At 63.2% G+C, this 21,578-nt stretch carries 19 protein-coding genes; 12 read left to right on the top strand and 7 right to left on the bottom strand.

What is annotated here, in order from left to right:
* The first annotated feature begins 41 nt into the window (after positions 1–41).
* From glmU to NLY42_RS19840, 3 genes are all read left to right on the top strand, one after another.
* Complete coding sequence (gene glmU, locus NLY42_RS19830; RefSeq protein WP_023744818.1) at positions 42–1,415, top strand: bifunctional UDP-N-acetylglucosamine diphosphorylase/glucosamine-1-phosphate N-acetyltransferase GlmU; 1,374 nt, start codon at positions 42–44, stop codon at positions 1,413–1,415.
* Positions 1,416–1,609: 194 nt separating this feature from the next.
* Positions 1,610–3,433, top strand: coding sequence for a glutamine--fructose-6-phosphate transaminase (isomerizing) (gene glmS, locus NLY42_RS19835; protein ID WP_023701181.1), 1,824 nt, complete (start codon positions 1,610–1,612; stop codon positions 3,431–3,433).
* Positions 3,434–3,524: 91 nt separating this feature from the next.
* On the top strand, positions 3,525–4,295 hold the full coding sequence (locus tag NLY42_RS19840) for a DUF502 domain-containing protein (RefSeq protein ID WP_031193123.1): 771 nt from the start codon (positions 3,525–3,527) through the stop codon (positions 4,293–4,295).
* On the opposite strand, the gene recG is transcribed toward NLY42_RS19840, so the two are convergent.
* On the bottom strand, positions 4,247–6,355 hold the full coding sequence (gene recG / locus NLY42_RS19845) for an ATP-dependent DNA helicase RecG (protein WP_023753311.1): 2,109 nt from the start codon (positions 6,353–6,355) through the stop codon (positions 4,247–4,249). The genes NLY42_RS19840 and recG overlap by 49 nt on opposite strands.
* Before the next feature lie 314 nt (positions 6,356–6,669).
* Between recG and NLY42_RS19850 the strand changes: the two genes are divergently transcribed.
* The gene (locus NLY42_RS19850; protein ID WP_023753310.1) at positions 6,670–6,957 is read left to right on the top strand and encodes an FAD assembly factor SdhE; all 288 of its coding nucleotides are present in this window, start codon (positions 6,670–6,672) and stop codon (positions 6,955–6,957) included.
* 10 nt (positions 6,958–6,967) lie between these two features.
* Positions 6,968–10,459 (top strand): transcription-repair coupling factor, encoded by a 3,492-nt coding sequence (gene mfd / locus NLY42_RS19855; protein ID WP_023756362.1) that lies wholly within the window; start codon positions 6,968–6,970, stop codon positions 10,457–10,459.
* Here mfd and NLY42_RS19860 read toward each other — a convergent pair.
* The gene (locus NLY42_RS19860; protein ID WP_198022173.1) at positions 10,456–11,064 is read right to left on the bottom strand and encodes a hypothetical protein; all 609 of its coding nucleotides are present in this window, start codon (positions 11,062–11,064) and stop codon (positions 10,456–10,458) included. The genes mfd and NLY42_RS19860 overlap by 4 nt on opposite strands.
* 271 nt (positions 11,065–11,335) lie before the next feature.
* On the opposite strand from NLY42_RS19860, the gene NLY42_RS19865 reads away from it, so the two are divergent.
* Entirely contained in the window at positions 11,336–12,709 is a 1,374-nt protein-coding gene (locus NLY42_RS19865; protein WP_023753308.1) for a class II 3-deoxy-7-phosphoheptulonate synthase, read from the top strand.
* 58 nt (positions 12,710–12,767) lie between these two features.
* Here NLY42_RS19865 and NLY42_RS19870 read toward each other — a convergent pair whose 3' ends face one another.
* The 3 genes from NLY42_RS19870 to NLY42_RS19880 all read right to left on the bottom strand — a co-directional run bounded on the left by NLY42_RS19870 (position 12,768) and on the right by NLY42_RS19880 (position 15,069).
* Positions 12,768–13,538, bottom strand: coding sequence for an RES family NAD+ phosphorylase (locus NLY42_RS19870; protein WP_023744821.1), 771 nt, complete (start codon positions 13,536–13,538; stop codon positions 12,768–12,770).
* On the bottom strand, positions 13,498–13,893 hold the full coding sequence (locus NLY42_RS19875; protein WP_023667557.1) for an MbcA/ParS/Xre antitoxin family protein: 396 nt from the start codon (positions 13,891–13,893) through the stop codon (positions 13,498–13,500). Before NLY42_RS19875 ends, NLY42_RS19870 begins: the two co-directional genes overlap by 41 nt.
* 105 nt (positions 13,894–13,998) lie before the next feature.
* Positions 13,999–15,069 (bottom strand): GGDEF domain-containing protein, encoded by a 1,071-nt coding sequence (locus NLY42_RS19880; protein WP_023695418.1) that lies wholly within the window; start codon positions 15,067–15,069, stop codon positions 13,999–14,001.
* A gap of 338 nt (positions 15,070–15,407) precedes the next feature.
* Here NLY42_RS19880 and NLY42_RS19885 point away from each other — a divergent pair, with 338 nt between their 5' ends.
* The 3 genes from NLY42_RS19885 to NLY42_RS19895 all read left to right on the top strand — a co-directional run bounded on the left by NLY42_RS19885 (position 15,408) and on the right by NLY42_RS19895 (position 16,893).
* Entirely contained in the window at positions 15,408–15,827 is a 420-nt protein-coding gene (locus NLY42_RS19885) for a GFA family protein (protein ID WP_023667555.1), read from the top strand.
* Between the two features lie 75 nt (positions 15,828–15,902).
* Positions 15,903–16,262, top strand: coding sequence for a diacylglycerol kinase (locus NLY42_RS19890; RefSeq protein WP_023753307.1), 360 nt, complete (start codon positions 15,903–15,905; stop codon positions 16,260–16,262).
* A gap of 43 nt (positions 16,263–16,305) precedes the next feature.
* Positions 16,306–16,893 carry a hemerythrin domain-containing protein gene (locus NLY42_RS19895; protein WP_023667553.1) on the top strand — a complete coding sequence of 196 codons (588 nt, stop codon included), beginning with the start codon at positions 16,306–16,308 and terminating at the stop codon, positions 16,891–16,893.
* A 3-nt stretch (positions 16,894–16,896) separates the two neighbouring features.
* On the opposite strand, the gene NLY42_RS19900 is transcribed toward NLY42_RS19895, so the two are convergent.
* Positions 16,897–17,505, bottom strand: a complete 609-nt coding sequence (locus NLY42_RS19900; RefSeq protein ID WP_023753306.1) for a DedA family protein — start codon at positions 17,503–17,505, stop codon at positions 16,897–16,899.
* Complete coding sequence (locus NLY42_RS19905; protein WP_023688332.1) at positions 17,502–18,065, bottom strand: DUF1003 domain-containing protein; 564 nt, start codon at positions 18,063–18,065, stop codon at positions 17,502–17,504. Before NLY42_RS19905 ends, NLY42_RS19900 begins: the two co-directional genes overlap by 4 nt.
* 91 nt (positions 18,066–18,156) lie before the next feature.
* Between NLY42_RS19905 and NLY42_RS19910 the strand changes: the two genes are divergently transcribed.
* The 3 genes from NLY42_RS19910 to NLY42_RS19920 all read left to right on the top strand — a co-directional run bounded on the left by NLY42_RS19910 (position 18,157) and on the right by NLY42_RS19920 (position 21,570).
* Positions 18,157–18,873 (top strand): DNA-3-methyladenine glycosylase I, encoded by a 717-nt coding sequence (locus tag NLY42_RS19910; RefSeq protein ID WP_023695415.1) that lies wholly within the window; start codon positions 18,157–18,159, stop codon positions 18,871–18,873.
* A gap of 62 nt (positions 18,874–18,935) precedes the next feature.
* A complete protein-coding gene (locus NLY42_RS19915; protein ID WP_023725738.1) occupies positions 18,936–20,651 on the top strand; it encodes an NAD+ synthase in 1,716 nt (571 codons plus the stop codon).
* 34 nt (positions 20,652–20,685) lie between these two features.
* Entirely contained in the window at positions 20,686–21,570 is an 885-nt protein-coding gene (locus NLY42_RS19920; RefSeq protein ID WP_023695413.1) for an SPFH domain-containing protein, read from the top strand.
* Positions 21,571–21,578 lie beyond the last annotated feature (8 nt).

Consider the following 21,578-nt stretch of genomic DNA (forward strand, 5'->3'; position numbering starts at 1 on the left):
CACTCTGCGATTCCTGATCCCATTCATACGGTTGTCCTTCCATGAGCCAGAGATCCTGCTTGTCCGTCATTCTCGCCGCCGGTGAAGGCACGCGCATGAAGAGCGCGATGCCGAAGGTGCTGCACCAGATCGCCGGACTGCCGATGGTCGCCCATGTGGTGAAAGCGGCCGAGGCCGCCGGCGCCCGCAGCCAGGCGCTGGTGATCGGCCATGGCGCCGATGATATGCGCAAGGCGGCGGCGAAATTCGCGCCCAAGGCCGAGACCTTCGTGCAGGAGAAGCGGCTCGGCACTGCGCATGCCGTGCTGGCTGCGCGCGATGCGATATCAAAGGGTTATGACGATATTCTCGTGATGTTCGGCGACACGCCGCTGATCGATGCTGAAGCCCTAGTGGCCGCGCGGCAAAAGCTTGCCGATGGCGCGGCCGTCGTAGTGATCGGTTTCCGTCCGCCCAGCCCGACCGGCTATGGCCGGCTGATCGAAAAGGGCGGCAAGCTCACCGCCATCCGCGAGGAGAAGGACTGCTCCGCCGAGGAAAAGAAGATCGGCTTCTGCAATGCCGGCATGATGGCGGTGGCGGGCAAGCATGCGCTCGACCTGCTCGACCAGGTTGGCAACAAGAACGCCAAGGGCGAGTACTATCTCACCGACATCGTCGAGATCGCCAGTGCGAAAGGGCTCGATGTCCTCGCCACCGAAACGAGCTTCGAGAGCGCGCTCGGCATCAACAACCGGGCCGAGCTGGCGCAGGCGGAAGGCATCTGGCAGGTGCGCCGGCGCTACGAGGCCATGCTGTCGGGCGTAACGCTGATCGCGCCGGAGACGGTGTATTTCTCGCACGACACCGAAATCGGCGCCGACACGATCGTCGAGCCCAATGTCTGGTTCGGCCCGGGCGTGAAAATTGCAACCGGGGCCAAGATACACGCTTTCAGCCACATAGAGGGCGCCACCATCGCCTCCAATTGCGACGTCGGTCCGTTCGCGCGGCTCAGGCCTGGCGCCGATCTGAGGCAAAAGGCCAAGGTCGGCAATTTCTGCGAGGTCAAGCAGGCGGTCATCGAGGAGGGCGCCAAGGTCAATCATCTGACCTATATCGGCGATGCCCGTGTGGGCGCGGGGGCCAATATCGGCGCCGGCACCATCACCTGCAACTATGATGGTTATTCAAAGTTCTTCACCGATATCGGCGAGGGTGCCTTTGTCGGCTCGAACTCGTCGCTGGTGGCGCCGGTTTCCATCGGCAAGGGTGGCTACATCGCCTCGGGCAGCGTCATCACCGAAAGCGTGCCGGACGATGCGCTGGCCTTCGGCCGCGCCCGCCAGAAGACCATTCCCGGGAAAGGCAAGGAATTGCGCGAGCGCTTTGCCTCGGCCGCTGCGGCGAAGAAAAAGGCCGGCACCGACCATTAACCGCCGAAGCAATTGAACAACCGAGGAATTGCGGTAACCGGATTGCAAGAGCGGTGTGTCATGGTGCATCGGGTTGAGAAGCGTTCCGTTACACCAGACGAAATGCAAAGTGACTTTCGCGGCGGGCCGGCAATCCCTAGATAACGCTGGTTTTCCATCGGGACTGGTTTTCCAGGTGAATCGGGGGCAGGCGCATGTGCGGTATCGTCGGAATTGTCGGCCAGAGCCAAGTCGCGCCGCTCATTGTCGATGCTTTGAAGCGGCTTGAATATCGTGGCTATGACTCCGCCGGAGTCGCCACCGTCGAGAAAGGTGCGCTCGGCCGCCGCCGCGCCGAAGGCAAGCTCATCAACCTCGAACGCCGGCTGAAGGAAGAACCGCTCGACGGCACCATCGGCATCGGCCACACGCGATGGGCGACCCATGGCGTGCCCAACGAGACCAACGCCCATCCGCATTTTTCCAACGGCGTCGCCATCGTTCACAACGGCATCATCGAGAATTTCGCCGAGTTGCGCGATGAGCTGATCCGCGACGGCTATTCCTTCTCGTCGCAGACCGACACCGAGGTCGTAGCGCATCTGGTGGCGCGCGAACTGGCCAAGGGGCTGAAGCCGATCGAGGCCGCGCACCAGGCGCTGAAGCGGCTGGAAGGCGCCTTTGCGCTGGCCATCATGTTCACCGGCGACGAGGACCTCATCGTCGGCGCCCGCAATGGTCCGCCTCTGGCCGTCGGCCATGGCGATGGCGAGATGTTTCTGGGCTCCGACGCCATCGCGCTGGCGCCGTTCACCAATTCCATCACCTACCTCGAAGACGGCGACTGGGCGGTGGTGCGCCGCGATGGCGTCACCATCTTCGACATCGACGGCAAAGAGGTTGCCCGCAAGCGCCAGCAATCACTGTCGACCAGCTTCATGGTCGACAAGGGCAACCGCCGCCATTTCATGGAAAAAGAAATCCATGAACAGCCCGAAGTGATCTCGCATACGCTGGCGCACTATGTCGATTTCGTCTCTGGCGTGTCGAAGCCGCTGGAACTGCCGTTCGACTTTGCCAAGATCGGCCGGCTGGCGATCTCGGCCTGCGGCACCGCCTATCTAGCCGGCCTGATCAGCAAATACTGGTTCGAGCGCTATGCGCGGCTGCCGGTCGACATCGATGTCGCCTCGGAATTCCGCTACCGCGAAATGCCGTTATCGGCGGATGATGCCGCCTTCTTCATCTCGCAGTCCGGCGAAACCGCCGACACGCTGGCCTCGCTGCGCTATTGCCGCAAGGCGGGCATGAAGATCGGCGCCATCGTCAATGTGCGCGAATCGACCATGGCGCGCGAATCCGATGTCGTGCTGCCGACCTTGGCCGGTCCGGAGATCGGTGTAGCCTCGACCAAGGCTTTCACCTGCCAGCTTTCGGTGCTGGCCTCGCTGGCGGTGCGCGCCGGCGTGGCCCGCGGCACGATCTCGAAGGACGAGGAAAAGACGCTGGTACGCGCTCTTTCGGAGGCGCCTCGCTACGCCAACCAGGTGCTCAAGCTCGAGGAGCAGATCGAGCGCATCGCGCGCGAAATCTCGCGCTACAAGGACGTGCTCTATCTCGGCCGCGACACCAATTTCCCGCTGGCCATGGAAGGCGCACTGAAACTCAAGGAAATCTCCTACATCCACGCCGAGGGCTACGCCGCGGGCGAGCTGAAGCATGGGCCGATCGCGCTGATCGACGAGAACATGCCGGTCATCGTCATCGCGCCGCATGACCGCATCTTCGAAAAGACTGTGTCGAACATGCAGGAGGTGGCGGCGCGCGGCGGCAAGATCATCCTGATCACCGACGCCAAGGGCGCGGCTCAGGTGAGCGTGAAGACGATGGAGACGATCATCCTGCCTGACGTGCCGGAAATCATCTCGCCGATCATCTATGCGCTGCCGATCCAGATGCTGGCCTACTACGCCGCCGTCTTTATGGGGACAGACGTCGACCAGCCGCGCAATCTAGCGAAATCGGTGACTGTGGAGTAGTCGGCGCTCATCGGCGGTCTTAAAAACTTCGCGGTTCCAAAGCGCCGTTCGCTTCACTAGTGTGGCCCTGCAACCGCGTCCCCGGTGAACCATGTCTGATGCTCCCAGAACTTCCGGCATGACCCGGCTGAGGAACTATTTCCTCACAGGCTTTATCGTCTGCGCGCCGCTGGCGATCACCGCCTATATCGCCTGGTCGTTCGTCGGCTGGGTCGATTCCTGGGTGAAGCCGTACATTCCGGCGCGCTACAGCCCCGACACCTATTTGCCGTTTCCGGTGCCCGGCTTCGGCCTGATCGTGGCGCTCGTGCTGATCACGCTGATCGGCTTCATGACCGCCAACATCGTCGGCCGCGCGATCGTCAATTTCGGCGAACGGCTGCTTGGCCGTATGCCGCTGGTGCGCGGCATCTACGGTTCGCTGAAGCAGATATTCCAGACGGTGCTGTCGAACAAGGGCGATATGTTCCGCCAGGTCGGGCTGGTCGAATATCCGCGAAAAGGCGTCTGGTCGCTGGTCTTCGTCGCCAGCGAGAAGGAAACCGAGATCAACCAGAAGCTCGACCATGCAGGCGACCCGATGATCGCCGTGTTCATGCCGTGCACGCCGAACCCTACCACCGGTTTCCTGATGTACGTGCCGAAATCCGACATCGTGCTGCTCGACATGACGATCGAGGACGGCGCCAGGCTGATCGTCTCGGCCGGGCTGGTGGCGCCCGAAGTCAAGCCGAAAATGGTGACGATGAACGGCCAGCCGATCGACGGAGATCTCGCCAACCCGCCGCTTGGCGGGCTGATCGCCGAGGGCGCTCAGCCGGCGCGCAAGAGCCGTACGGCCTCGTCGCGGCCGAACAAATAGAGCAGCAGGCGCAGCGCCTCGCCGCGCTCAGACTGTAGTTCCGGGTCGCGCGACAGGATCAGCCTTGCATCGTCGCGGGCTGCTTCGAGCAAGTCGGCGTGCACCTCGATGCGCGCCACCTGGAAGCCCGGCGTGCCGGACTGGCGGGTGCCGAGCAATTCGCCTTCGCCGCGCAGCTTCAGATCCTCTTCGGCGATCAGGAAACCGTCCTCGGTCTCGCGCATCACCGACAGCCGGCGCTTTGCCGTCTCGCCGAGCGGGTCCTTGTAAAGCAGCACGCAGGAAGAAGGCTTGTCGCCGCGCCCGACGCGGCCGCGCAGCTGGTGCAGTTGCGCCAGGCCAAAACGCTCGGCATGCTCGATGACCATGATCGTGGCGTCCGGCACGTCGACGCCGACCTCGATAACGGTGGTGGCGATCAGGATGCGGGTTTCGCCGGCCTTGAAGGCGCGCATCGCCTCGTCCTTTTCGGCGCCCTTCATGCGGCCATGGACGAGGCCGATGCGATCGCCGAACAAGGGCTGCAGCGAGGCAAAACGGTCCTCGGCCGACATCAGCTTGATCTCTTCGGATTCCTCGACCAGCGGGCAGATCCAGTAGATCTTCTGGCCGTCGGCGACAGCATCGAGCATGCGCCCGACCAGTTCGTCCAGCCGTTCCAGTGGCAGCGTGACGGTGCGGATCGGCTGGCGGCCAACCGGCTTTTCCGTCAGCTTGGAGACGTCCATGTCGCCGAAGGCGGTCAGCACGAGAGTGCGCGGGATCGGCGTCGCCGTCATCACCAGCATGTCGGGGGCGTCGCCCTTGGCGGTGATGGCAAGCCGCTGGTGGACGCCGAAGCGGTGTTGCTCGTCGACCACGGCAAGCAAGAGGTCGTGATAGGTCACCGTTTCCTGGAACAGCGCATGGGTGCCGACGACGATGTCGATCTCGCCGCTGGCGAGACCTGATAGCGTTTCAGTGCGTTCGCGGCCCTTTTCGCGGCCGGTCAGGATAGCGACGCGCAGGCCGGCCTGTTCGGCCAGCGGCGTGATTGTCGCCAGATGCTGGCGCGCCAGGATTTCGGTCGGCGCCATCAAGGCCGCCTGGCCGCCGGCCTCCACCGCGCGCCCCATGGCCAGCAGCGCCACCACTGTCTTGCCGGACCCGACATCGCCTTGCAGCAGGCGCAGCATGCGCTCGGGGTCGGCCAGATCGGCATTGATTTCGGCAAGCGCGAATTCCTGGCTGCCGGTCAATGAATACGGCAGGGCTGCGCGCAGTTTCTCGACGATGCGACCGTCGCCGATGAGCGGCCGGCCCGACAGGCGGCGCACTTTTGCCCGCACCAATGCCAGCGAGACCTGGCCGGCGAGAAGCTCGTCATAGGCAAGGCGGCGCCATGCCACCCCCTCGATGGCGACATCGATCGGGTCCGCGGGATAGTGGATGCGGGCGAGCGCGTCGGCGAAGGCGGGGAAAGTCTGCTTGCGCATGAAGGCGCCGTCCTGCCATTCCGGCAATTCCGGCAGCCGGCCGAGCGCCTGGCCGATGGCGCGGCGCAGCACCTTGCCCGACAGGCCGGCGGTCAGCGGATAGACCGGTTCGACCAGCGGCAGTGTTTCCGCCTCGCTCACCAGGGCGACATGGTCGGGATGGACCATGGTCGGGCGGCCGTTGAACCACTCCATGCGGCCGGAGACGACGACATGCTCGCCCACCGGCATCGCCTTTTCGAGATAGGCGGCATGGGCGTGGAAGAAGATCAGGCCGATCTCGCCGGTGTCGTCATGGGCATAGACGCGGTAAGGCACCGACCGGTTGCCGCGCGGCGGCGGCTGGTGGCGGTCGATGCGCACGTCGAGTGTGACGATGGCGCCGGCAGGCGCAAGCGCGATGCCGGGACGATTGCGACGGTCGATGACGGTGTGCGGCAGCACGAACAACAGGTCGCCCGCGCGCGCCGGCCGTTCGCCGAGATCGGCCGCCACTACCTTCTCGATCAGAGCGCCAACCTTGGGGCCGACGCCGGCAAGCGAAGTGATGGGGACGAAGAGAGGGTCGAGGAGGGAGGGGCGCATGGCTTTACTCTCCCCCCTGTGGGGAGGGTCGATCCGCGAAGCGGAGCGGGGTGGGGGTAGGTGCGCGTCTAACTTTCGAGGAAGTCGGTAGGTCAGCGCCGCACCCCCACCCCGTCTCACTCGCTTCGCTTTGCGAAGCGTGCTCGCCGACCCTCCCCACAAGGGGGAGGGTGAAGTGCGGGCGGTGTCCGGCACCAGCGTTGTCAGGAGTGTTCTTCACACCCGGGATGTTTAGCCGCCCACCCGTGCGTTGCAAGGCTGACACCGCCCTCTATCCACGCTATATGCGCCGCACCAAGCAAGGATGCGGCACGATGACCGGGACGAAACGATCGAGCGAGGGGCTGGATATCAGGCGCCGCAAGCTGTTGTTCCGCTCCTGGCATCGCGGGATGCGCGAGATGGACCTTATCCTCGGTACCTTTGCCGACAACGAGATCGGCGCCTTGACCGGCGATGAAATCGACCAATATGAAAAGCTCCTCGACATTCCCGACACCGAATTCCTGCCCATGGTCACCGGCGAAGGCCCGGTTCCCGGGAATATCGACTGTGCCGTCCTGCAAAAGATCCTGGCATCGCGCCGGACCATGACATTTTAAACGTGCAACCATGAGCCTCATTCCCAAAATCGGTCTGCCGAAAGGCCGTGCCGGCCAGTTCATCGTCGACGGCGTTGCCGATGGCTACGAAGCCTTTGCGCTGGTGCAGGCGATCCATGAGATTGCGCCTGACAAACCGGTGCTGTTCGTGGCGCGCGACGGCCAGCGCCTGCCGTCGATCATCGAGGCGCTGACCTTTGCCGCCCCCGGCCTGCCGGTGCTGGAGTTGCCGGCCTGGGATTGCCTGCCCTATGACCGCGTTTCGCCAGGCTCCGATGCCGCCGCCAAGCGGCTCGATGCCCTGACGGCGATGATCGCGCTGGCGAAAAAGCCGCATCGCGCGGTCATCCTGACCACTGCCAATGCGCTGCTGCAGCGCATTCCGCCGGCCGATCTGGTCGAAGCGCAGACTTTCCACGCAAGGCCCGGCAACCAGATCGACATGAACGCGCTGGTGTCCCGGCTGGAGATTTCCGGCTTCGAGCGGGTGCCGACGGTGCGCGGTATCGGCGAATTCGCCGTGCGCGGCGGCATCCTCGACCTTTACGCACCCGGCTGGACGGAAGCACTGCGGCTCGATTTCTTCGGCGACACGCTGGAATCGATCCGTGTATTCGACGCTGCCACGCAGCGCACCACCGGCCAGCGCAAGTCGATGGCGCTGCAGGCGATGAGCGAAGTGGCGCTGACGCCCGAAACCATCAGCCGCTTCCGGCGCTCCTATATCGAAGCCTTTGGCGCGCCGCAGCGCGACGACGGCCTTTATGCGGCGGTGAGCGAAGGGCGGCGCTTTGCCGGCATGGAGCACTGGCTGCCGCTGTTCTACGAGCGGCTGGAGACAGTGTTTGATTATCTGCCGGATGCGCCTGTCATCTTCGACCATCTGGCGCACGAAGCGCTGGCTGAGCGTCACACGCTGATCCTCGACCACTACGAAGCGCGCCGCAAACAGGCCGACGCCGCCTTGAAGGACGCCGTGCCCTACAAGCCGGTGGCGCCGGAACTGCTCTATCTCTCACCCGAAAACCTCGTGGCGTCGCTCGGACCGCGCGAAGCCATCGACTTCACCGCCTTCGACGCGCCCGATGTCGGGGCCAAGAAGGTCTTCCATGGCGGCTCGCGCCATGGCCGCAGCTTTGCCGAGGAACGGGCTGACCCAAACATCAACGTCTTCGATGTCGTCGTAAAACACATCGCCGACGAGCGCGCGGCGCGCCGGCGGGTCATCGTCGCCGGTTGGACCGAAGGATCGCTCGATCGGCTCGGCCAGATCCTGGCCGAGCATCATCTCGGCAATCTGGTGCCGGTGGCGACGTTGGCCGAAGCCGAAAAGCTCGAGCCGGGGCAGGCGGCACTCGCCGTGCTGCCGCTGGAATCCGGCTTCGAGACCGAACAGCTGGTTGTCGTCGCCGAGCAGGACATTCTGGGCGACCGGCTGATCCGCCGCTCGAAGCGCAAGAAGCGCGCGTCGGATTTCATCGCCGAGGCCTCGTCGCTGTCGGCCGGCGACATCGTCGTCCACGCCGATCACGGCATTGGCCGCTTCATCGGCCTGCGCACCATCGAGGCGGTCGGCGCGCCGCATGACTGCCTGGAAATCCACTATGCCGGCGACGACCGGCTGTTCCTGCCGGTGGAAAACATCGAGCTTCTGTCGCGCTACGGCTCTGACACAGCCGAGGCGACGCTGGACAAGCTCGGCGGCGGCGCCTGGCAGTCGCGCAAGACGCGGCTGAAGAAGCGCCTGCTCGACATGGCCGGACAGCTGATCCGCATTGCCGCCGAGCGCCAGATGCGTACCGCGCCCCCCATGGTGCCGGCGGAAGGGCTTTACGGCGAATTCTCGGCGCGCTTTCCCTATGAGGAGACCGACGACCAGCAAGGCGCGATCGATGCCGTCGTGGACGATCTCGGCGCCGGCAAGCCGATGGACCGGCTGATCTGCGGCGATGTCGGCTTCGGCAAGACCGAAGTGGCGTTGCGCGCCGCCTTCATCGCGGCGATGGAAGGGTTCCAGGTCGCGGTCGTGGTGCCGACGACGCTGTTGTCGCGCCAGCATTTCAAGACCTTTTCGCAGCGCTTCTCCGGCCTGCCGATCCGCGTCGGCCAGGCCTCGCGGCTGGTCGGCGCCAAGGAACTGGCGGAAACCAAGAAAGCCATCGCCGAGGGGCAGGTCGACATCGTCATCGGCACCCATGCACTGCTCGGGTCGGCGATCTCGTTCAAGAATCTCGGCCTGCTGATCATCGACGAGGAGCAGCATTTTGGCGTCAAGCACAAGGAACGGCTGAAGGACCTCAAGACCGACGTCCACGTGCTGACGCTGTCGGCGACGCCGATCCCGCGCACGCTGCAGCTTGCCTTGACCGGCGTGCGCGAACTGTCGCTGATCGCCACGCCGCCGGTCGACCGCATGGCGGTGCGCACCTTCATCTCGCCTTTCGACCCGCTGGTCATCCGCGAGACGCTGCTGCGCGAACGCTACCGCGGCGGCCATTCCTTCTATGTCGTTCCGCGCATCAGCGATCTCGCCGAAATCCATGATTTCCTGCGCGAATCCGTCCCCGAGCTGAAGGTGGCGGTGGCCCATGGCCAGATGCCGCCGGGCGAACTCGACGACATCATGAACGCCTTCTATGACGGCCAGTACGACGTGCTGTTGTCGACCACCATCGTCGAATCCGGGCTCGACATTCCGACCGCCAACACGCTGATCATCCATCGCGCCGATATGTTCGGCCTGTCGCAGCTCTACCAGCTGCGCGGCCGCGTCGGCCGTTCCAAGGTGCGGGCATATGCGTTGTTCACGCTGCCGGCCAATCGCAAGCTCACCGACACCGCCGAGCGCCGGCTGAAGGTGCTGCAATCGCTGGACACGCTTGGCGCCGGCTTCCAGCTCGCCAGCCACGACCTCGACATCAGGGGCGCCGGCAATCTACTCGGCGAAGAACAATCCGGTCATATCAAGGAGGTCGGATTCGAGCTCTACCAGCAGATGCTGGAGGAGGCGGTGGCCGAGGTGAAGGATTCCGGTGAGGTGCAGGATGGCGGCTGGTCGCCGCAGATCGCGGTGGGCACGGCGGTCATGATCCCGGAAAGCTATGTGCCGGACCTGCAGCTCAGGCTGGCGCTCTACCGCCGCCTTGGCGATCTCGAAAGCACAGAGGAGATCGATGCTTTCGGCGCCGAGCTGATCGACCGCTTCGGCCCGCTGCCGGAGGAAGTGAAGCATCTGCTCAAGATCGTCTTCATCAAGGCACTCTGCCGGAGGGCCAATGTCGAAAAGCTCGATGCCGGCCCCAAGGGCGTCGTCATCCATTTCCGCAAGCGCGAGTTTTCCAACCCGGTCGGGCTGGTCAAGTACATCGGCGAACAGGGCTCGCTGGCCAAGATCAGGGCCGACCACAGCGTGGTCTTCATCCGCGACTGGCCGACAGCCGAGAAGCGTCTGGCGGGCTCGGCTGTCGTCATGACGCAGTTGGCGCGGCTGGTGGCCACCTAGACTTTCGGATGGAAATTCGACTGCAACTGCAGGTCGGATGCCGAGAACGTGCCGGCGCCGACGATGACGTGCCCGGCAGGCACGGTGAAGCCGCGCGCGGCGCCGGCGCCTTTCAGCAATCCGGCCCGGCGGTCGGGGTCGGACTCACGAAAACTGCCGCCCGGTTCCAGCCGGCAACTGTCGACGGTGATCGCGCCGAGAAGCTGGCTGCCCGAACCGAGCACCGTCTCACCGAACACCGCCGCGCCGTTGAGATAGCGGCCTTGATCGCCGATCACGATCGAGGCTCCCGGCCTGTTGGCCTTTGCAGTAAAACCGCCTTCGCCAAACTGGTTGCGTGAGCCGACGCGGATTGCGCCGGCGGATGCTTCGAACAGTGTGTTGGTGTGGAAAATGTTGGCGTCGCCGATCTCCAGCGCGCCACCGTCGGTGCAGAACAGGTAGACGCCGGGGAAGAAGACGTTGCCTCGCCCGATGACGGCGCCTGCGGAAATCAGCGTGGAGTAGGGGTCGTAGATCACGTTGCCGCGCTCGGACAGGCCAACAACCTCTTCGATCGTAAACAGGCCTTGCTCGCGGCGCACGCGGTCAAGGTAGGCGGACACGGACATAGGGACTCCATGGAGAATTGTTGCGCAGCGGACGATGACCGGCGCGACTACATCGGTGAGGATCGATTCTGGCACCAAGGGATATTGCACAGCCGTCGCGAAGATAAGAAGCCAAAGTGGGTCGCGGCATGGAGCTCCCCATCATTCGCCAGCGCTTGAATTCCGGTCTAGAATAGAAAATCGGCTTCGTGTATGGAGCCGCCATCCCCATATGGGGCGGGAATGGCGGGCAAAAGCCTGCTGGAAAGAGCGTTTGGGTGCAGCGATGACGAAATGGTCGCCGAATTCTTGGAGAGCAAAGCCGATCAAGCAGGTTCCTGCCTATCCGGACCTCGCCGCGCTGAAGAACACGGAAGCCCAGCTCGCCACCTTTCCGCCGCTGGTTTTTGCCGGTGAGGCGCGCAAGCTGAAGAAGCAGCTTGCGGCTGTCGCTGCCGGCGACGCATTCCTTCTGCAGGGCGGCGATTGCGCCGAGAGTTTCGCCGAACATGGCGCCGACAACATCCGCGACTTCTTCCGCGTCTTCCTGCAGATGTCGGTGGTGCTGACCTTTGCCGGCGCGCAGCCGGTGGTGAAGGTCGGCCGTGTCGCCGGCCAGTTCGCCAAGCCGCGCTCGTCCGACAATGAGACCAAGGGCGAGGTGACGCTGCCAAGCTACCGTGGCGACATCATCAACGGCATCGAGTTCGACCCCAAGTCGCGTATTCCCGACCCGGCCCGCCAGGAAATGGCCTACCGCCAGTCGGCGGCGACGCTTAACCTGCTGCGTGCCTTCGCCCAAGGCGGCTACGCCAGCCTGGAGAATGTGCATCGCTGGATGCTGGGCTTCGTCTCCGACAGCCCGCAAGGCGAGAAGTATGGCATGCTCGCCAACCGCATCACCGAGACGATGGACTTCATGAAGGCCGTCGGCATCACCTCCGAGACCAATTACGCGCTGCGCGAGACCGACTTCTACACCAGCCACGAAGCGCTGCTGCTTGGCTATGAAGAAGCACTGACCCGCGTCGATTCGACCTCGGGCGACTGGTACGCAACGTCGGGCCACATGATCTGGATCGGCGACCGTACCCGCCAGCCCGATCATGCGCATGTCGAATATTGCCGCGGCATCAAGAACCCGCTCGGCCTCAAATGCGGTCCGTCGCTGACAGCGGACGGCTTGCTGGAGCTCATCGACCTGCTCAATCCGGAGAACGAGCCGGGCCGGCTGACGCTGATCGCCCGCTTCGGCTCCGACAAGGTCGCCGACCATCTGCCGAAGCTGGTGCGCGCGGTGCAGAAGGAAGGTCGCAGCGTCATGTGGTCGTCCGACCCGATGCACGGCAATACGATCGAGGCTGCCGGCTACAAGACGCGGCCGTTCGACCGCATCCTCAAGGAAGTGCAGACCTTCTTCGAGGTGCATCGCGCCGAAGGCACGCACCCCGGCGGCATCCATGTCGAGATGACCGGCAAGAACGTCACCGAATGCACCGGCGGCGCCCGCGCCATCACCGCCGAGGAGCTGCAGGACCGCTATCACACCCATTGCGACCCGCGCCTCAACGCCGACCAGGCGATCGAGCTGGCGTTCCTGGTGTCGGATCTCTTGAAGAAGAGCCATCCGGTGCAGCACAAGCAGGTGGCTAACGGCTGAACCCGTTTTCAGAATTGAAATGATAAGCGCCAGAGAAATCCGGCGCTTTTTCGTTTGATCAACGCCCGCGTTCCCAGCGCAATCCGTTGAGCCGGGGATCATTGGCGAAGGCGGTTCTGGAAAACTCGATGCGCCTTTCCGGAAATTCGCAGATCCCCTGGACGCCGAGGGAGCCTAGCCGGATGCGCCATGTGTGCGGCTCCAGCGGCTTGGCCTTGGTAAAGCCGCGGCATGTCAGCAGCGCCACATTGACGCCCTTCGGGTCGCGCGCCGAACGGTAACGGATCGCCTCCAGCCCAGCCTCACGCGCGACATCGGCAATCGCCTGGCTGGCGGCATAGTCGGTCGGATGCGTCCAATGGGCCCGATCGCGGTCGAGCGGCGGCCGCGTCAGGTCGATGGCATTGTCGGTATGGATCGCGGCGGCGAAGGCGGTGTATTCGGCGGCGTCGCGCGGCCATGGCGTGTCGGGCGAATCGGCGAAGAACAGCAGGCGGTAGAAGGCCATTTCGGCGACCGCCGTCATGATCGTCTCCGCCGCATAGTAGACGCCCAGGGTGCGGCCGGCGCGGCGGAAGCGCGAGCCGTAGGGATAGATCGAGCCGTAGCGGAAGGGCGTCGCCAAGAGATAGTGGAGATGCCGGCATTCCATGGGGATCTGCGGCTTGGTCTCCTCGATCAGATCCTCGAGCAGCGCCTGTTCGTCCAGCGTGTCGACGATCTTCAGCGTCGAGACGCGGTGCTGCGCCTCGACCATGCGCCAGTATTTGCCGTCGAGCCGGACGGCTTCAGACGAGAGCGCGTCGGGAGTCCAGATAGGCAATGACATCGACAAGCCCGGTAATGGTGAGGATCTTTTCAAGCGGGCTGCCATCGAAAGCCGTGTTGGCGTTCTTCAGCCATGCCCGGGCTATCGTCTCGTCACCGCCGACAATGGCATCGAGCGAACGGAACAGCCGCACGAACAGCACCGCGAGTTCGAACGGCTTGGTGCCGCGCTCCAGCAGGAATTCCTGCCTGCGCATGCGTGAAACCGTGGCTTCCGAGACGCCGATGATCGACGCAAGCACCCTGGCGGTTATATCCAGGAGTTCGGCGGCACGCAGCGTGGCCTTGGTCAGAACCGCGTTTTCGGCCGCCGTCGCGGTGAGATCAGGGGCAGCATTGGGTTGTGTAACAGACATGGCCTCTCTCTTTCCATGGAAAATATAGTCCACGGAAATTCATATGGAAAGAGGCGGGATCCGATAAATTTGCCTGTGCCCGGGAATTAGCTGCACGCCGAAGCGTCAGTCTTTCTTGTATAGCAGCCAGTTCTTGCCGGTGCGGCCGGCCATTGTCGAGTGCCGGGTGACGCGGTTGCGCCCGCCAACCTTGGAGCGGTAGAGCGCCCGGTCCGCCTTGGTGTAAAGATCCTCCGGGCTTTCCGCTTCGGAAGCCATGCAGATGCCCATGGAAACGGTCACTGTGCCGTAATTGGCGCCGGTCTGGCTGCTGGTGAACGGCGTCTGTTCGATCAGCACGCGGATGCGTTCGGCGATCTCGTAAGTGGTATCCTCGCTGGCGCCCTCGACGATCAGCGCGAATTCCTCGCCGCCGGTGCGGGCAACGAACATGTCTTCACGGATGCTGGTCTGGAAGATGTCGGCGACGATCTGGATGATCTTGTCGCCGACCGGGTGGCCGTAGCGATCGTTGACACCCTTGAAATGGTCGATGTCGGCAAGGATCAGGGCGTTGAACAGGATCCCCTTGTTGGAGGTGTAAATCGCCGTGATTTGCTTGTCGAAGGCGCGGCGGTTCCAGATATGGGTCAAGGGGTCGGTGTCGGCGAGCCGCTTGTACTCCTCAAGCTTCGACTTGACGCTCTCCAGTTCCGCCGTCTTGTCGCTCAGCGTGGTTGCAACCTGCTTGCCGTGGTCGAGGGTCGAGTTGGTGGCCGCCGCCATGGCGCTGGCGACCTTCTGCAGCAGATCCTGCGAAAGCAGGCTGCGGTTGGCGAGGCCACTCGATGTCTCATCGAGGATCTTGCCGTATTTCTCGATATGGCTACGTTCGCTGCGCAGCAGCAAGGCGATGTCCTCGAGTTCCCTGGCCAGCACGTCGCGCGCCTGCTCGACAATGCCGGGACCGTGATGCTGGGCAAAGAAAGCGCGGCCGATGCGGTCGAGATCGTCCTGCGTCGGCTGGTTGCCCAGCGCGACGACGGCCAGGCCGAGTTCGCGATTGGTGCCTTTCAGTGCTTCGTAGAAGATTTCGTAATTGCGCGGCAGGCCAAGCACGCCGAGCTGACGCATGGTCGCCACAACGGCTGTTGCAATGTCGCTGTTTCGGTCGGTCTGGACGGCTGCCGGCTGCATGTTCTGTTCACTCTGCCTCTGGGAACCATCGCAGACCGTGCGAGATGCCGCCGACCGGAGAGTGCCAGCCGTATTTCGGATCATCCTGCGAAAGACACGTCCCCAATCGCGACATTCGCTTGGCAACGACCATAGATGCGCCGGCGCTAAAGTTTCCTTAATTTGCCGCCAGGTAACGCGTCCGTTCTACCGCAGGCTGCAGAAATGGTTTGCAAAGATCCTGAGGTCAGGTCCGAACACGCCCACCCCATGTCGCATTTGCCGGTGCCCGGCTGCGGCAAAACTGAAATCCTCTCGGCCAGCGGCGAAGCCGTGGACAATGGCTGGTGGAGGTAGGGATGAGCAACAACCACAGCGGATCTTGCCTGTGTGGAGCCGTGCGTTTCCAGACGCGAGGGCCGTTGCGCGGCGTCATTTATTGCCACTGTTCGCAGTGCCGCAAGCAGAGCGGGCATTTTTACGCCGCGACCAACGTCGCCGACGGCGACATCACGATAACCGGCGCCGACAACATCAGCTGGTACGAATCGTCTTCCTTTGCCAAGCGCGGCTTTTGCAAGATCTGCGGCTCGGTGCTGTTCTGGAAGCCGGGTCAGGATGCCTATGTCTCAGTTCTGGCCGGATCGTTCGACAACCCGACCGGGCTCGAAGGCCAATGCCACATCTTTGTCGGCGACAAGGGCGATTACTATACGATCGACGATGGACTGCCGCAGTTCGAGAAGTCGACGCCGACGATCAAGGTTGCGGAGGAGTGATTTTGCGGCGGCTGCCTTATTCCCTTGATCCAGCCATTGCGATATCCCCTGCCGGTGATTCGAAGGGGATGCGGCATGCAGCGGCTGATCGGTGCTTACTTCAATTCTGTGCGAGCCTTTCGCAAGCTCGCCGCCAGCGAAAGGGCATTTCAGCAGGAACTGATGCTGCTGGTGCTGGCGCTGCCGCTCGGCTGGTTCGTCTCGGTCTCGTGGCGCGGCTACGCGCTGTTGATCGGCGCGGTGCTGCTGCTCATCATGGTCGAAGTGCTGAACACCGGCATCGAGGCAGCCTGCGATGCCTTCAGTCGCGAGTTCAACGTCGACATCCAGCTCGCCAAGGACTGCGGCTCGCTGGCGGTGCTGATTTCGGTTGTTATCGTCGCCGGCGTCTGGGGAATCTCCCTCATCGAGCGCATCACGGGACTACCGATCTGATCTGAACGCTCCCATATGTTAGTCACCAAAGGAGACTGACGTCGTGGAAGCCAATTTTCTGCTGCTTGAAAGAGCCGGCCTGCCGGAAGACCTGCGCTGGCTGGCGGAAAAATATCCGCGCGAGACATGGCAGGGCCACGCCAACATCCACGGCATGGCAAACATGTGGCTGCAGCGGCACGACATGTTCCGAGAGCTGGGCGGCATGCTCACCAACGGCATTGGCGACTATCGCGAAGGCAGGCTGACGGCGCCGGATTTCGCGCGCTGGTTCGCGCCGCGGCTGAACCACTTTCTCGGCAATCTCGACGGCCACCACAATGTCGAGGACTACCAATATTTCCCGGCTTTCGCCAAGGCGGAGCCGCGCCTGAAGCGCGGCTTCGAAATCCTCGATGCCGACCATCACACCATTCATGAGGGGCTGGAGCGCAACGCCGAGACGGCGAACGCCTTCATCCGCACGCTCGAGGAGAGCGAGGACAGGCAGCGCTTCGCCGCCGACGCCTATGCGGACGAGAACAGCCGGCTGATCGCCATGCTGAAGCGGCATCTGGCCGACGAGGAAGATCTCATCATCCCGCTGATCCTCGATCGCGGCGACCGGGCTCTGGTCGAGGACGACGACTGAACCTTACGATGTGGTTTCGCTGTCGCGGGCGTCCTTGGCGCGCTCCTTACCGGCGATGGTGCGGGCGATGAGCCAGGCAAGGATGGCGACACCCAGACCTATGGCAAGCGCGATCAGCAGCCGTTCGTGATGGAGCAGTGCCTTGCCTATCATCTGCTCGGCGCCGAGGCCGAAGACGTAGCCGATGCCGCAGAACAAAGCCGCCCAGACCAGCGACGACACCGCGTTGAGGATAACGAAGCGCGCTACCGAAATGCTGGCGAAACCGGCCGCGATGCCGCCGACCAGGCGCAGGCCATAGATGTAGCGGTTGGACAGGACGAATATGTTGGGATGGGACGAGACGAGACGGTAGGCGTGGTTGAAGCCGGGCCTCGCCTTCAGTTTCAGCACCCTGGGATGGTCGGCAAAGCTGCGGCCGAGAATGAAGAAAAACGTGTCGCCGACGAAGGCGCCAATGGCGGCCGCGAGGAAAGCCTTCCAGAGGATGAAGACATGCTGATGGGCGAAGAAGCCGCCGAGGATGGCCGCACTTTCGCCTTCGGCGACACAGCCCAGGAAAACCGCGATCAACCCATATTGCTCGATGAGGTGATGGACGATCCCGGTCATTGAGAGGTTTGCCGGCCCGACACTTTTTCGTCTATGCGGTTCACCTGTTCGGCCAGGCGCGCGATGTCCTCGCGCACGCCGATGATCTGGCTGTGGCGCAGTTCGTCCAGCTTTTCATGCAGAGCCATGATCTCGATCTCGGCCTTGAGGTTGACCTCATAGTCATGCGCGGCGTCGATGCGGTCGCGTGCGGCCTGGCGGTTCTGCGACATCATGATCACCGGCGCCTGCAGGGCGGCGATCATCGACAGCACGAGATTGAGGAAGATGAAGGGGTAGGGGTCGAATGAGTCTCGCCCGAGCAGCCACCAATTGGCGCCGATCCACAGCACCAGGAAAGCAATGAAGGACAGGATGAACGTCCACGAGCCGCCGATGCGGGCAATGGCATCGGCGATCCGGTCGCCGGCGCCCTGAAGGCCGGTGAGGCTGTCGTTGATATCCTGCGAGATGGGCTTGCGGTCGACAGTGCTCTGCAACACCCGCCGCTCGAGCTCGCTGAGGCCCTCCGGCGTTCGCCTCAGCCAGCGGTTGGCCAGTTCTGGCACGGTCTTGTGCATGGATGTCTCCATAGGAAAAGCATCGGCTTGGCAGCCTCGTTTGCATATAGGAAGATGGCGTTTCGTCAAAAGCGCGGCGCGAGGATGCAGGATGCCCGATTTCGCGAAGATTCGCGCCCGTGCTGCAAAACGCAAAGGCGGCGACGCCGTGCTGACCTCGCTGCTCGGGCCGGCGCCTGACAATGCTGCTGTTGCCGACATTACGGACGATCGCATCCTGTCGACGATGGCCGAGCGGGTGTTTGCCGCCGGCTTCGTCTGGCGCGTCATCGAACAGAAATGGCCGGGCTTCGAGGAAGCCTTTCTCCATTTCGAGCCGAAACGGCTGTTGTTTCAACCTGATGACTTCTGGCATGACCTGACGGCTGATCAACGCATTGTGCGCAACCCGCAGAAGATCAAATCCGTCCGCGACAACGCCGCCTTCGTTGAGCGTGTGTCGAAGGAACATGGCGGTTTCGGCAAATTCCTCGCGGAGTGGCCTGACGACGACCAGGTCGGGCTGATGGCGTATCTCGGCAAGCATGGCAGCCGGCTTGGCGGCAACACCGGCCAGTATTTCCTGCGTTGGCTGCAATGGGACGCCTTCGTCATCTCGGCCGATATGGTCGCGGCTTTGCGTGACGCCGGCCTCGACATCGCCGAAAGTCCGACGTCGAAGAGGGATCTCGACAGGATTCAGGCGCAGATCAACAAATGGGCGCAGGAAACCGGCCTGCCGCGCCGGCACATCTCGCGCATTCTGGCGATGTCGATCGGAGAGAACCATTCGCCGCAATCGCTGCGGGAATATATGGGCGATGACTGATCACCGAATTGGTCCAAACGAACGCCATTGCCCGGGCAAATTTGCCGCGCTAAACCGCAGGCATGACCCAGAAGACCGCACCCGATATTCTGCGCATCGCCGTTGCCCAGCTCAACCCGACGGTCGGCGATGTCGCCGGCAACCTTGCCAAGGCGCGCGAGGCGAGGGCCGATGCCGCCCGCCAGGGCGCCGACATCGTGCTCTACACCGAGCTTTTCCTTGCCGGTTACCCGCCGGAGGACCTGGTGCTGAAGCCGGCCTTCCTCAAGGTTTGCGAGAAGGCCGCGCAAGACTTCGCCGGAGATACCGCCGATGGCGGGCCGGGCGTCATCATCGGCACGCCGCTGAAGCGCAAGAGCGGCACCCACAATTCGATCATCATCGCCGATGGCGGCAAGATCCTCGCCGAGCGCTACAAGCTCGATTTGCCAAACTATGGCGAGTTCGACGAGAAGCGCGTCTTTCAGGCCGGCCCCGAGGCTCAGGGACCCGTCAATTTCCGCGGTGTGCGCATCGGAATTCCGATCTGCGAGGACATCTGGGGCGACGTCGGCATCTGTGAAACCCTGGCCGAAAGCGGCGCGGAAATCCTGCTGGTGCCGAACGGCTCGCCCTACTACCGCGCCAAGATGGACGTGCGCCATCAGGTCGTTATCCGCCAGGTCATCGAGACCGGTTTGCCGATGATCTATGCCAATCAGATCGGCGGCCAGGATGAGCTGATCTTCGACGGCGCCTCTTTTGCCATAGGCGCCGACAAGACGCTTGCCTTCCAGATGAGCCAGTTCGAGGAAACTGTCGACGTCACCACCTGGAAGCGCAACCGCGTCGCCGCAGGCGCGCAAAACGCAGAAGAGTTCGACGGCTGGGTCTGCTCGGAAGGGCCGATGTCGAAAATCCCCGAGCGCGAAGAGGCGGACTACCGCGCCTGCATGCTCGGCCTGCGCGACTACGTCAACAAGAACGGCTTCAAGAACGTGGTGCTGGGTCTCTCCGGCGGCATCGATTCGGCGATCTGCGCGGCCCTTGCCGTCGACGCACTTGGCGAGGAGCGGCTGCGGGCGGTGATGATGCCCTACCGCTATACCTCGGAGGATTCGCTGAAGGATGCCGAGGATTGCGCCCGTGCGCTTGGCTGCCGCTATGACATCGTGCCGATCTTCGAACCGGTCGAGGGTTTTCTGCATACGCTGACGCAGCTTTTCGAGGGCACCAAGGAAGGCATTACCGAGGAAAATTTGCAGAGCCGCGCGCGCGGCACGATCCTGATGGCGATTTCCAACAAGTTCGGCTCGATGGTCGTCACCACGGGCAACAAGAGCGAGATGTCGGTGGGCTACGCCACGCTTTATGGCGACATGAATGGCGGCTTCAACCCGATAAAAGACCTCTACAAGATGCAGGTCTATGCGCTGTCGCGCTGGCGCAACAGCCATGTGCCGCCGGGCGCGCTCGGTCCCTCAGGCGAGGTGATCCCCAGGAATATCATCGACAAGGCGCCGTCGGCGGAATTGCGCGAGAACCAGACCGACCAGGATTCGCTGCCGCCCTATCCGGTGCTGGACGACATTCTGGAATGCCTGGTCGAGAACGAAATGGGCGTCGACGACATCGTCGCGCGCGGCCACGATCGGGCGACGGTGACGCGCGTCGAACATTTGCTCTACATTGCCGAGTACAAACGCCGGCAAGCGGCGCCGGGTGTGAAGATCACCCGTAAGAATTTTGGACGCGACCGCCGCTATCCCATCACCAACCGTTTCAGGGATCGCGGCTAAACATCTGATTAAATTGATGAACCTTGGGGGGCGCATGTTTATCAGCTATTTCAAGGGAACGCCTGAGTATCACATCCTGCGCTTCAAGAACGGCAAGATCAGGGAGCAGGGGCGCGGCATCTCCTTCTGGTACGGCACGTTCGGCACCACGATAGCGATGGTGCCGGTGACGTCGCTCGATAACCCCTTCATCTTCACCGAGACGACGGCGAATTTCCAGGATCTGGCAATCCAGGGGTCGGTCAGCTACCGCATCATCGATCCACTCAAGGCAGCCGAAGGTTTTGATTTCAGCGCCAAGCTCAGCCGTGCCGACGTCGTCGGCGACGGCCGGGAGAAGATCGCCGAGCGCCTGGTGCTGGCGATACAGAGCCGCGCCCGCGCGGTGGTTTCGAGCATGACGCTGGAGCAGGCGCTGGCCGAGGTGACCAAGCTCGGCGGCAATCTCGCCGAACTCCTGCGCAACGATCCGATTGCGGCAACCGCCGGCCTGTCGATCGAGGAGGTCCACATCACCTCGGTCCAGCCGACGCCGGAGATCCGCAAGGCGCTCCAGACCGAATATCGCGAGGCGCTGCAGCGCCAGGCCGATGCCGCGATCTATGGGCGCCGTGCCTGGGGCGTGGAGAAGGAGCGCGAGATCAAGCAGAGCGAACTGGCGACCGAAATCGAGCTTGCCGAACGCAACAAGCTGCTGGTCGACACCGAAGCGCGCAACAAGCTGACGCTTGCCGAGGCGGAAGCCAAGGCGCAGCAGCTGGAACTGACCGTCTATTCGTCGGCGCCCGCCCACGTGCTGACGGCGATGGCCTTCAAGGCCTGGGCGGAAAAGGGCGGTTCGGTCGGCAATCTGTCGATCACGCCTGACATGCTCACCAGCGCGCTCAGCCAGCTTTCCACGCCGAAAGCCGGGTCCTGAAAGGCAAG

Source organism: Mesorhizobium sp. C372A (assembly GCF_030323245.1).
Taxonomy (GTDB): Bacteria; Pseudomonadota; Alphaproteobacteria; order Rhizobiales; family Rhizobiaceae; genus Mesorhizobium.